Origin of the sequence: Gilliamella sp. wkB308 (assembly GCF_001690185.1) — a bacterium.
Taxonomy (GTDB): Bacteria; Pseudomonadota; Gammaproteobacteria; order Enterobacterales; family Orbaceae; genus Gilliamella; species Gilliamella apicola_I.
This window is the reverse complement of sequence record NZ_LZGN01000007.1, coordinates 71,519-83,802: the sequence shown is the minus strand read 5'-3', so window position 1 is coordinate 83,802 and position 12,284 is coordinate 71,519. Positions and strand designations below refer to the sequence as shown.

The 12,284-nt window shown below is 36.0% G+C and carries 11 protein-coding genes and 2 CRISPR repeat arrays (1 of these 13 cut by a window edge); of the genes, 8 read left to right on the top strand and 3 right to left on the bottom strand.

All coding sequences use genetic code 11. The annotated features are described in order from the left end of the window. Positions 1-1,320: a CRISPR direct-repeat array (repeat unit 29 nt; unit sequence CGGTTTATCCCTGTGTATACAGGGAACAC) (it extends 176 nt beyond the left edge of the window). Positions 1,321-2,126: 806 nt separating this feature from the next. The 8 genes from A9G10_RS01330 (at position 2,127) to A9G10_RS12875 (ending at position 7,604) form a co-directional block, all read left to right on the top strand. Next, on the top strand, positions 2,127-3,785 hold the full coding sequence (locus A9G10_RS01330) for a restriction endonuclease fold toxin (protein WP_065557903.1): 1,659 nt from the start codon (positions 2,127-2,129) through the stop codon (positions 3,783-3,785). A gap of 16 nt (positions 3,786-3,801) precedes the next feature. After that, on the top strand, positions 3,802-4,200 hold the full coding sequence (locus tag A9G10_RS01325; RefSeq protein WP_065557902.1) for an Imm7 family immunity protein: 399 nt from the start codon (positions 3,802-3,804) through the stop codon (positions 4,198-4,200). Positions 4,201-4,449: 249 nt separating this feature from the next. Further along, positions 4,450-4,749, top strand: a complete 300-nt coding sequence (locus A9G10_RS01320; protein WP_218837306.1) for a DUF596 domain-containing protein — start codon at positions 4,450-4,452, stop codon at positions 4,747-4,749. A 312-nt stretch (positions 4,750-5,061) separates the two neighbouring features. Then, positions 5,062-5,487: a toxin glutamine deamidase domain-containing protein gene (locus A9G10_RS01315; RefSeq protein ID WP_065557900.1), complete on the top strand. Its 426-nt coding sequence runs from the start codon at positions 5,062-5,064 to the stop codon at positions 5,485-5,487. Further along, a complete protein-coding gene (locus A9G10_RS01310; RefSeq protein ID WP_065557899.1) occupies positions 5,487-5,768 on the top strand; it encodes a YrhB domain-containing protein in 282 nt (93 codons plus the stop codon). Before A9G10_RS01315 ends, A9G10_RS01310 begins: the two co-directional genes overlap by 1 nt. Positions 5,769-5,869: 101 nt before the next feature. Continuing rightward, a complete protein-coding gene (locus tag A9G10_RS01305) occupies positions 5,870-6,091 on the top strand; it encodes a hypothetical protein (protein WP_065557898.1) in 222 nt (73 codons plus the stop codon). Next, entirely contained in the window at positions 6,088-6,549 is a 462-nt protein-coding gene (locus A9G10_RS01300) for a DUF4279 domain-containing protein (RefSeq protein WP_218837305.1), read from the top strand. Before A9G10_RS01305 ends, A9G10_RS01300 begins: the two co-directional genes overlap by 4 nt. Before the next feature lie 203 nt (positions 6,550-6,752). Then, a complete protein-coding gene (locus A9G10_RS12875) occupies positions 6,753-7,604 on the top strand; it encodes a helix-turn-helix domain-containing protein (protein WP_218837304.1) in 852 nt (283 codons plus the stop codon). A 163-nt stretch (positions 7,605-7,767) separates the two neighbouring features. On the opposite strand, the gene A9G10_RS01290 is transcribed toward A9G10_RS12875, so the two are convergent. The 3 genes from A9G10_RS01290 to A9G10_RS01280 form a co-directional block, all read right to left on the bottom strand. Further along, the gene (locus A9G10_RS01290) at positions 7,768-8,184 is read right to left on the bottom strand and encodes a hypothetical protein (protein WP_065557897.1); all 417 of its coding nucleotides are present in this window, start codon (positions 8,182-8,184) and stop codon (positions 7,768-7,770) included. 296 nt (positions 8,185-8,480) lie between these two features. Further along, positions 8,481-9,792: a CRISPR direct-repeat array (repeat unit 29 nt; unit sequence CGGTTTATCCCTGTGTATACAGGGAACAC). A 415-nt stretch (positions 9,793-10,207) separates the two neighbouring features. Continuing rightward, a complete protein-coding gene (gene birA / locus A9G10_RS01285) occupies positions 10,208-11,161 on the bottom strand; it encodes a bifunctional biotin--[acetyl-CoA-carboxylase] ligase/biotin operon repressor BirA (RefSeq protein WP_065557896.1) in 954 nt (317 codons plus the stop codon). Further along, a complete protein-coding gene (locus A9G10_RS01280) occupies positions 11,136-12,278 on the bottom strand; it encodes an MFS transporter (protein ID WP_065557895.1) in 1,143 nt (380 codons plus the stop codon). Before A9G10_RS01280 ends, birA begins: the two co-directional genes overlap by 26 nt. Between the last annotated feature and the right edge of the window lie 6 nt (positions 12,279-12,284).

Here is a 12,284-nt window from a genome sequence, read left to right as displayed (position 1 = left end):
TTTTGACCGGTTTATCCCTGTGTATACAGGGAACACGCTAGTGAGACCACGCCGTCGATTCGTCCGGAGCGGTTTATCCCTGTGTATACAGGGAACACCATTGAATTGCATACGATGTTGCCTTTAATGACGGTTTATCCCTGTGTATACAGGGAACACCCAAAATCCGCGATATTCTCTGGTGTTGGGATCGGTTTATCCCTGTGTATACAGGGAACACTATCGATTTTCATATTTTTTCATATGCATCCCCGGTTTATCCCTGTGTATACAGGGAACACCATTGCCTCGTCATTTAACAGTAAAGACCTAGCGGTTTATCCCTGTGTATACAGGGAACACTGTTTAACTCTTCACCCCACTCTATACGCCCGCGGTTTATCCCTGTGTATACAGGGAACACCAAATTATGAATTTGGTTATGATCTGGTTGATACGGTTTATCCCTGTGTATACAGGGAACACACGCTGCGCATTGAGGCGGTCTAGTTCAATAGCGGTTTATCCCTGTGTATACAGGGAACACTCTAACAATGTTGATTCGTTTTGCCACATTTTCGGTTTATCCCTGTGTATACAGGGAACACCTACCAACAAGCCGTTAATGATGATTAAACCGCGGTTTATCCCTGTGTATACAGGGAACACTTCGAATAAATTTTAAATATATCGCCGTCCCGCGGTTTATCCCTGTGTATACAGGGAACACACTGATGAGTCGATTACGCGCTATCGCCCTACCGGTTTATCCCTGTGTATACAGGGAACACTCTTTCCAACAACCATTTTTATCATCCCATGCCGGTTTATCCCTGTGTATACAGGGAACACCAATTCAAGTCGTGTTTCATAGTTGATCCCCACGGTTTATCCCTGTGTATACAGGGAACACAGCGATGTGTATACCGTCACGCTAACGGGTTTCGGTTTATCCCTGTGTATACAGGGAACACGTAAACGAAAAACGCTAACTATAGGCAAATATCGGTTTATCCCTGTGTATACAGGGAACACAGCGATGTGTATACCGTCACGCTAACGGGTTTCGGTTTATCCCTGTGTATACAGGGAACACCGAGCACCACGTTTAATTATCGCCTGATAAAGCGGTTTATCCCTGTGTATACAGGGAACACCTATCTATGCAATAATGCCAGCCGTCAAGGTGCGGTTTATCCCTGTGTATACAGGGAACACTTGTAAATTCATGCTCTGCTGGATAAGTTGGGCGGTTTATCCCTGTGTATACAGGGAACACGTCATGAGTTTGTTGCCCAAGAAATGCCCGTCGCGGTTTATCCCTGTGTATACAGGGAACACCCTAATTATAACCTATTGTTTATTAATTAAAATAGCAAAGTGTAAAATTCTACCAACTTTTTTGTTGTTTTTTTAGGCGATCTGCTTTGTTAGCCTTCTTAAATAGAATTTATTATTTATCATATATTTAGTTACTTTTCAAATGCTATTTTAGGCATTTCATCTTTTTACAACTTTCTTGCGCACCAACCTATTTTTGCCTACAACATGACTTTTCTTGTTTCGTTAATTGGTCATGACTAATTGCCATGTATCAACTTCCTTTTGTGCCCTCGCCTTATTTTTACTTAACAAATAAGCTATCCCATTAACTCACTTAGCAGATTTCAGCGATAAATAATCAGTTAGTGTTTAAAAGTATGTTCAATAAATTTATGGATAAAGGTTTTGTTGTTTAGCAACTAAATACACGGGCGCTTTATTTTCAATCGTTTAAAATTCAACAATTGATGATTAAACCGAACATAAAGAAACTATACCTAGACTCAAAGAGCCAGAAATAAACTCATTATTCTAACTTTGATCGGCTATTGCTTGTGCAACAATATTTGAATAATGATTTATAATTATAATTTGTTTGTTAAGATTAAAAAAATAACAGGTGATAATTTCCAATAAATTGCGTATTTGTTTCTAAAAAAGAAAAAAAAGCTTGTCGCCTGTTAAAAAATAATCTATCCTAAAAAAATGGTTTTATATAAAAATACAAAATAAAACCATAAAATGCAAAATGTTAGCTTCAAATCGTCGGTTTAAGCTTATGCATTACGGATTTGGTATATAAGGGATAGAGAACAACAAGCTGTATGAAATGTTATAAATTGATTACTCAAAAAGAGTGGCTGGCACTACAAAAGAAAGCCCCCGAAAGTCTGTTAGCTCAGTATGGGTTTTATGAGTTTCCCAAAACACAGTTACAAGCATCCGGTTATAACACCGTTCGTTACGATTACAGCGCAGCACAAGATGAAGCTATTGCTCATTGCGTTCAACATCCTGAACAATGTCAACAGCTTTACCCTACACTGGAAAACTTGGGGTTATACTATGGCAATAATCACTATGGTCATGATAATGCCAAAGTCACGCAAGCCTTAACAGAAGCCCTGACAACCGGTCGGGCGTTGTTAATTGAAAAACCGCTCACACTTGATTGTGGATTATTACCGCCTCAAACTAATTTTTTAAGACTACCGAGCAACAAAGCGCCACGTAAATTAACCCCCGCAGAAATACGGGAACGGGAGTTGTTTTTCTTTGATGAGGATAACTGGATAGAATTCAGTGTCGAAAACTTACCGAATCAATCTTTTACGTTATTTAATAGCAGTAATCAACGAATGATTTATCAGGGACAACTTGATAGTCGTGGACATGCTTACGTCAATCTTGAGCCGGATATAAAATTAGTGGATGTCATCTTTGACCGCCAAACACAGCACCGAGCCTGGTATCAAGATGTCCCCTTACAGATATTGGGTGGTTTACGAGATGCAGGGCAAAGTACACTCGATTTATTATGGGATAGCACCTTAATTAATCCGGTATCTCCGCTATTTTTTGCTCGAGTGCATGCAGAAATTATCAGTGATAAACCGATTGGTCAGGCACCCAATCCTATACAAATGCCTGAAGTATCACCACCACAGACTATCTCAGGCGGGATAACACATGGTGTCAGTCAATTTATTGTCGGGTTTATACCGGCGGTAAGGGCAACCAAATTTATAAAGCCCTTGAAAAATGTAGGCTCGTGGCTAAAAGGGATGATAGCAGGCAGTGTCACAGATTTTACGGTATTTAGTCCTCATGAAGAACGCCTGTCAAACTTAGTACAAGAATTTCCCGAACTGGCTAACCCAATAACCGAATATTTACAAGCCAAACCAGACGATAGTTTTGCAGAAGGACGATTAAAAAACAGTTTAGAAGGATTGTTAGTAGGCGGCTTAGCCGAACCCTTAACCCGTTCACTACGCTTATTAAAATACGCCCGCATCAAAATAACTGGCACTGAAGTCAGAACGAAGGTACACCATAAAATTGAAGCGGTAGAGGTTGAATTAGATGAGGTTAATTGGAATAATGTTTTAAATGAAATAAAAGATCTAAAAGAATTGAGCCGATACTCTGGTGACTTGATAAAAGTAAACAAGCCAGATGCAGCAGCTGATGCTTTAGCGATAAGATTAAATGGAGTGTCAAGGGTAAGATTTGCTAATGATACAAGAGAGTTTGATGTGATTAGTGATTTATATATAGCTCAAACAAAACCACCCCTAAAGCAATTAAATCAAAGTGTAAGATCTCAAATGAAAGCAACATTTGAAGCAGCTAAAGAAACTAACCGTTCTGTATACTATCATTTTGAGGGTGAACCAGCAAAATCAGTAATAAATAAATTATATGAATATAGTAATCGTTATGATGTAAAAGTCATTATAGATACTAAACCTCTTAACTAAAAAATAAGGTAATAAAATGATCGAATATTATGGGTGGATATCATTAAGAAATTCTACATACGAAAACAATGAAAATGAGATGAATTCAATTCTAAATAAACTTACTTTATTCATATCAGAACATGAATTTGAAAATAGTACAGGATTTATTAAAATTCATAAAGTTAATGGTTGTTGTCAGCTTTTGTTTAGTGGGAATACTAATCATTATTCTCAGGATGTAGCAGAAATTTTTGAGTTATATCAATATGTAGCAAAAATTTCTCAAGGCTCATATGGTTTATTGTATGTTAAAAACGATGAATCTTCGGATAAATTTAATGAATTTGAAGTATATGTCTTAGCTAGAGGGAAAATAAAAAAAGAAAACGATCAGTTTTTGTCTCCATGTATTCCTAAAATAGAAGATGATTAAGGTTAAATTAATCAAATTGTGAAGATATTATTTTCTAACTCCACAGGTTACTGAAGGTCCCAATGCTGGTAGCAATATAACATTAAGAAATTTCTCTGATTCAGTGGAGCAAACTAATGCTAAGTGGACTATAGATATCAAAAATCCAAATATTAACAAAGGAAATCGTGTGGAGATGAAATTCCAATGAATTTTGAAAAAATTTATCATTCAATATTAGAAAGTTCTTTTGGTTATTCAATGGGCACAATGTGGCAACATATAGCAAATTACATGAATGATATGGGTGAACCTTATGAAATCAGAAAGAATATCTTTTTTAAAATATTAAATAAATTAATGAATGATGGGTACATCAGATTAGCTAGTCATGGTGTTTTTCTGACTTGTAGCAGTGAAGAACAAATCCAGTCGATTAAAGATATTTGGCCGCCTTACCCCTCAGATGATGAAGACGATGATCTAGATGATATTGGTATGTGGTTCTATGTGAAATTGGACTGTGGTATTGTTTGGATTACACCAGAAGGTCAAGAGATCTGGACGTAAATTTATAAAACTTCTCGGATACTGTGAGAAGTTTTTTTAAAACATTCTAGTACAGCTTTCCAACCTTAATAATCAGTAATTTCGGCTTTGCATAAATATTAGAGGATTAAATAAATATCTCATTCCAACTTAATTTAAATTAAATAAAAGTTAGTCGTTTTTTTATCCGGATACTTAACCCGTTCACTACGCTTATTAAAATACGCCCGCATCAAAATAACTGGCACTGAAGTCAGAGCGAAAGTACATCATAAAATTGAAGCGGTAGAGGTTGAATTAGATGAGGTTAATTGGAATAATGTTGCTGAAAAGGTGGAGACGAGTTCTATTCTTAATGATACGGCAGGTTCTATACGTGATGTAAATCCTGGTTACCCTACTGAAGGTAGAACTCATAATTGTGTTAATTGTGCTATAGCAACTGATGCAACATTGGGTGTTAATCCCGCATCCGCTTTACCAATTAATTCAAAAAATGGAGTCTCAATATCCGTATTAGAAAAACAATATGGGACAAAATTTCAAAATGTCAGTGGTCCTAATAATATTATTGAGCAAATGTCAAATGCTGGAACTGGTGCAAGGGGTATTGTATTCGGTTCCTATGGACCAGGGCAACCAGGGCATGTTTTTAATGTTGTAAATCAAAATGGGAAAATACGTTTCTTAGATGGTCAAACAGGTAAAGCTGCGGATATGAGCAAATTCAAATCTTTCAAATTTTTAAGGACTAATTGATGATTACTTTTATTGAAGCGTTAAATAAAGCTAAAAATTATTTAGCTGAATACGATATTCCTGTAGAAATCACTGTAATTGACAGATTTTCTGAAGGATGGCTTTTTTGTTTCCAATCCAGAGAGTTTTTAGAAACTGGTGATTTTTCAACACAATTAATCGGTAATTGTCCATTTATAATAGATAAAGATAGTGGAAAAATATATGAGTTGGGAACAACATACCCTATAGATGTATATATCCAACAATATGAAAATAAGAAGATAAATGGGAATTTTTAATTGTTCTATACCAATTGTTAAATGGAAATTGAATTGATGCAGAAGGATTACCACTACCAGTTCCGCCTAGTGTTGGTGCTTCAGGTAGAGTTCCTAAGGGATTGCAAACTGGAGGAAATAAGTTAGAGAAAAACACTGCTAATAAATTAAATGAATATTTCGTAACAAATTTAACTTCTCGAGAATGGGGGCGAGCTCTTGAAGCACTGAAGGCTGATGCAGGAAAATTACCTAATAATTTTCATGGCAGAATTTTAGATAATGGTGATTATGTTGGGAAGAATGGTGAGATTATAGGCAATATTGGAGATTATTTACCATGAATTTTATAAAGAATAGAATTACACCTATATGTTCAGACTATGAAACATGTAGTGAATGTTTTGTTAGATTAATGATATACACTGGTGCAATAAATCCTAATGAAATTACTAAATTATTAGAAGTTGAACCGACTTATATAACATTAGCTGGAGATAAAATTACCAATAGTTTGGGACGGACTAGAGAAGTTAAAAATTCAGGTTGGTTTTTATCTTCGGAAGGAATTGTAAATTCAAAAGATCTTAGAGAACATATTGATTGGATTGTAAGTAAAATCTCTCCTTTTGCTACCAATTTGAAAAAAATACAAGAAATTAAAGATATTAAATTAACTCTAAAATGTGTTTGGTTTTCTAAATTTGGACATAGTGGTCCAGTATTATGGCCAGAACAAATGAAAGCACTATCAGATTTAGATTTAGAATGTTCTTTTGATATTTATTTTGCCGAAGATTAATAATTATATTATTGATAAATAAAACAAGAATGAAATCATAATCGCATTTATAAAATAAATTTATTAAAACGTTTTACTATCAGAGACCACCTTACAGGCTTTAACTCATGCCGTGAGTCAATTTCTTGTCGGATTTATTCCTATGTTTAAAACCAGCAAGTTTATCCGACCTTTGCAAAAAAATTGGCTCGAGGGCAAGAGGGATGATAGCAGGCAGTGTCACAGATTTTACGGTATTTAGTCCTCATGAAGAACGCCTGTCAAACTTAGTACAAGAATTTCCCGAACTGGCTAACCCAATAACCGAATATTTACAAGCCAAACCAGACGATAGTTTTGCAGAAGGACGATTAAAAAACAGTTTAGAAGGATTGTTAGTAGGCGGCTTAGCCGAACCTTTAACCCGTTCACTACGCTTATTAAAATACGCCCGCATCAAAATAACCGGCACTGAAGTCAGAACCAAGGTACATTATAAAATTGAAGCGGTAGAGGTTGAATTAAAAAAATTAGATTTAAATAATACTGGAAATAATCAGATTATTAATGGATATGAACATCTTGAAATTTCTGATAGACATTTGTTAGATAGACTAAGTATCCCTAAAGCAACAGGTAACTCTCTTTTTACAGGGACAAGAGCTGAAGCATTAGCTGATATGCCTAATTGTGCTAATGTAAAGGCGCTGACTAATCATAAATATCAATACAGATTGCGAGTAGGAAATTATCGAGTTGTTTTAATTTTGATGGTGTTATCCTTATTGTTTCTGTTGAAGAGGAGAAAAAGCTCGATGAACGCACGTACTAATATACAATTTATTAATAATGAACACGGGCAACCTCAATTTGTGGTTATGCCGTATACTCAATATTTAGAGTTATCAAAATCCAAGCAGATTGACACTGAAGCAGGCGTACCAAGTGAGGTGGTAAACATGGTTTTTGATAATAACTATTCACCAGCTCAAGCATGGCGTAAGTATTTGAATTTATCCCAAGTTGATGTTGCGAATAGGATTGGCATCAGCCAATCGGCGTATTCTCAATATTAAAAAATCCAAAAGTTAAGGAAATCAACGCGAATTAAAATTGATGAGGCGCTACAAATTAAGCCTGAGCTACTAGATTTTTAAATAAAACCCTCTTAAAGGGTTTTATTTACTTTCTCCTTTTGAATAACTTTTTATACCATTTTCCTATGGTTGATTAGTCCATTTAAAACGCTGTTCTATAAATACCATATCCACCATTTAAAGAATGAGCAATCCTATATGTTAAAACTTGGTTTTTCTCAACATCCCCTTCAACCTCAACCAGACCACCACCACAAATGTTATTAGCTATCATGCTAAAAACTCTCTTCCCAATCCGAGGATAAATTGTGATTTTTTCAGATGGGTTTAAATCAGCAATTTTAACACCATCAACATAAAGAGAATCGGAACATGCGCTACTTACAAAGCCTTTATCTCTTTTTATAATAACTGTTCCTGAATCTTCTTTTTTTTCAAAAATGTTTTGGTTGTATATTCGCTTTTGAGGAACGTTTACCGCTTCATCATTAGATACCGGTGACGATGAACACCCTACCAACATAAAACCAATTATCCCAAACAATACAATTTTTTTCATACTATCTCCTTGATTTTTGATAATGGTATGAAATTCATGCTATTAAATCAACGTTTATTTAGTAACCCTTCCGGTCACTGCTCATATTGAATTTGAAAGAGGATTGCTACTGGTTTATCCCTATGTGTATAGGGAACACAGGGTATTCAGCTGCATATTTAGTTGGTATTTCGGTTTATCCCTATGTGCATAGGGAACACGCACATCTAAGAATTTCGGCGTTTAATTCTATTCGGTTTATCCTTACGTGTATATAGGGAACATCGCCTGAGCCTCGCTTAGATTTTCTTTTAGCCAAGGTTTATCCCTGTGTATACAGGGAACACATCAGCCGTTTTATTAAGTGCTTCTTGTAACGCGGTTTATCCCTGTGTATACAGGGAACACTTCATCTAGTGTTATCACGCGATAGGAGTTTCCGGTTTATCCCTGTGTATACAGGGAACACTCTGCTATAGAAACATTCGGACCCAATCCAAACGGTTTATCCCTGTGTATACAGGGAACACTCCATTCCCACGCCTATGCAAATTACTATTTTCGGTTTATCCCTGTGTATACAGGGAACACTTATGCGTCAGATGCTAGTTATAGAGTACCAACGGTTTATCCCTGTGTATACAGGGAACACAATTTAAATACCCGATCGATTTCCAGATTGTCCAGTTTATCCCTGTGTATACAGGGAACACATCAGTGGCTATTTCAAAGCAGTTTTTAGGGTCGGTTTATCCCTGTGTATACAGGGAACACTTTACTTTTTGCAATTTTCTCTTTTATTTCTTCGGTTTATCCCTGTGTATACAGGGAACACATCACGCACACTAATCATTGCGTCGACAAAATCGGTTTATCCCTGTGTATACAGGGAACACCGGCTCAATCTGTTTTAATTTTTTCGCCAATTCGGTTTATCCCTGTGTATACAGGGAACACAACGTTATAATATAGCCGGTTGCACGAACACCCGGTTTATCCCTGTGTATACAGGGAACACCCTATATTTCAGAATACAACCGAAACAATAGGCGGTTTATCCCTGTGTATACAGGGAACACCCGTCGTCATCTACCAGCGTTGGCAATTCCCGCGGTTTATCCCTGTGTATACAGGGAACACCCAGTCGTATTTATGCAGACAAAACCGCAACACGGTTTATCCCTGTGTATACAGGGAACACCCCATACGAATAACTATCGTATTCTGAGCATTCGGTTTATCCCTGTGTATACAGGGAACACAGAAACTTGAAAACAAAGAGCTTTCGGACACGCGGTTTATCCCTGTGTATACAGGGAACACAAAGGCAAGGTCAATCTACCTAATAATAAACCCCGGTTTATCCCTGTGTATACAGGGAACACTGTAAACAAATTTTTTAGCATGAAACTCATCACGGTTTATCCCTGTGTATACAGGGAACACACGGAGAAACAAAATGAAATATGTATTATTAGCGGTTTATCCCTGTGTATACAGGGAACACGAACAATCAGTTATTGAGTATATCGAATTGAGCGGTTTATCCCTGTGTATACAGGGAACACTGTGCGATGCGGTGTTTAAATCCATTAAATAGCGGTTTATCCCTGTGTATACAGGGAACACCCTAATTATAACCTATTGTTTATTAATTAAAATAGCAAAGTTTAAAATTCTACCAACTTTTTTGTTGTTTTTTTATTCAGTTGGTTTTTAGACATTTTAAACACATTAGTCTATATTAATCAGTTAGTTAATTAAATTTAACAAGGAGTTGGATGCGCCTATTCTTCTTGTAATTTATTCGTGCACCGACCCATTTCTAGTTACAAGGTCATTTCTCGCTTTTGGGAATGGATTTTAATGAATTGCAGTGAAATATTTTCCTTTTTGGACTTTGTCACATTCTACTTGTTAACTAACAGGGTACAGCCATTAACTCACTTTGCGAATTCTTACCAAAAAGTAAAAAGTGGATAAACATGATATTTATTCAATTTTATAAGAATTTATTGTCCCTGTGTATACAGGGAACAATTTGTTACTCATCACTTCGTAATGAGATTTCACCACCAACATAGGCTTGAATTTTGCCATTTTGTTCAAGCAGTAAAGCACCTTGATCATTAATACCTTTTGCAACACCTCGAATTACATCATCACCGATAAGTAATTTAACAGGACGATGAATAAAATTATCGAGATGATTCCAATCATCAATAAAAAATGCTAATCCATTTTTTTCAAATTTTTTTAGATTTTCCCGTAATGTTTTTGCAATTTTGGCAACCAATAAATTACGATTGATGTTCCCTAAATTAGCCCATTTTTGATTGACAATATTCGTGTCGGGATTGGTCATATTTAAATTAACCCCGATACCAATCACAACATGGGCACAATCCCCTGTTTTACCGGCTAATTCGACCAAAATACCTGCTAACTTTTGGTCATTAAGATAAAGATCATTAGGCCATTTTACTTTGATATCTTGACCCGATAATTCTCGTAAAGCCTGCGTAACAACAATGCCCACAACTAGACTTAGTCCCATTGCTGCTGCTATACCTTGATCTAATCGCCAATACATTGAAAAATAGAGATTGGTACCAAAAGGTGAAAACCATTGGCGCCCTCGTCTTCCTCGTGCTTTTGACTGAAATTCGGCTATACAGCAATCTCCCGATTTTAAATCGGGTATTTTATCCAGCATGTATTGGTTAGTTGAGTCGATAATTGGTAAAATTTCAACGCGACTATCAGCTTGGTAATACTGATCTATTTTGGATTTATTAAATAAATCCATCGGTTTTTTTAAGCTATAGCCTTTACCTTGTATCGAGGATAATTCAATTCCCCATTCACGAAGCACTTTAATATACTTATTTATTCCGGCACGCGTAATACCAAAATCTGACGCTAGCTCTTCGCCGGAATGAAAATTTCCGTCGGCTAGAATTTCAATTAATTTAAGGGGATTTTGATAACTGCGCATTTGCTCCTCGCTTGTAGACTAATAAAATAATAAAATAAAGTGAAATTATAGCAAAACTGATGAATAAATAAGAGTTATTGGTTATATCCATGACATAAGCAATGATCGCCGGCGCAATAAGACTTCCTAACGTATTGGTTAATAACATTGCTTGATTCATTGACACAATATCTTGTTTACGTACACAAGAACAAGCCCATGCCATGGATATTGGATAAATCGTGTAGATGGTTGTGCCTAATAAAATAATGGCAAAGACATCAAATAAGTTAAATACCAATAATACGCATGCAACTAACATGATTAAAGATTCAATCAGTAACACCACTCGACGGCCATATTTATCTGCACACCAATTAGCAGGCAGTTGCGCAATAACGCCAGATAAAATAAGCAGAATCATCCAATTAGCGACTTGGCTATCGCTATATCCTAAATGTGAATAGTAGACAGGTAATAATGAATATAAAGAACCAATTAACATGCCTGCAATCATACAACCGATAAGCCCTATCCGAGAAGGCTTATTTAAAATCATTGGAACAATATTTAAACCGCTTTTCTTTCTTTTTGGTAGTTTATAGTGAGTAAGTAAAATAAATAAAATAGCCAACGCCATTAATAGTGTAATAACTAGTCCAAAATAGAGTATTTCTTGCGGAAAATATCTTAACAGCGCTTGCCCTAACACCGTACCAATATAGTAAGTAGTTAGATAAACCGCTAGCATTTTTCCTCGTGTACGAACTGTTCCGGTAACCAGTATACAACTTTCAATTACAACCCATGTCACCGCACAAGCCATACCTATCATAAAACGCCATATTGCCCAACTATAAAAATCCATTGAAAAACTTAAGCCAATGGTGGCAATAGCGAAAAGTAAACAACTATAGGTATAAGTATAGCGTGCATTAAAATGACTAATTAACCAGTTTGCCATGATTGTACCAAGCAAGTTACCAGCAAAATAACTCGACCCCACCAGACCAATTTGCCCTAACGAGAATTGGTCTTTTTCTAACCACAGTGGTACTTGGGTATTTAATGCTGATAAAGCGATCGTGACAAAAAGTAAACTGGTTAATAAAATCGGAAATGAATAAGAGTGTTTCATAGTTCA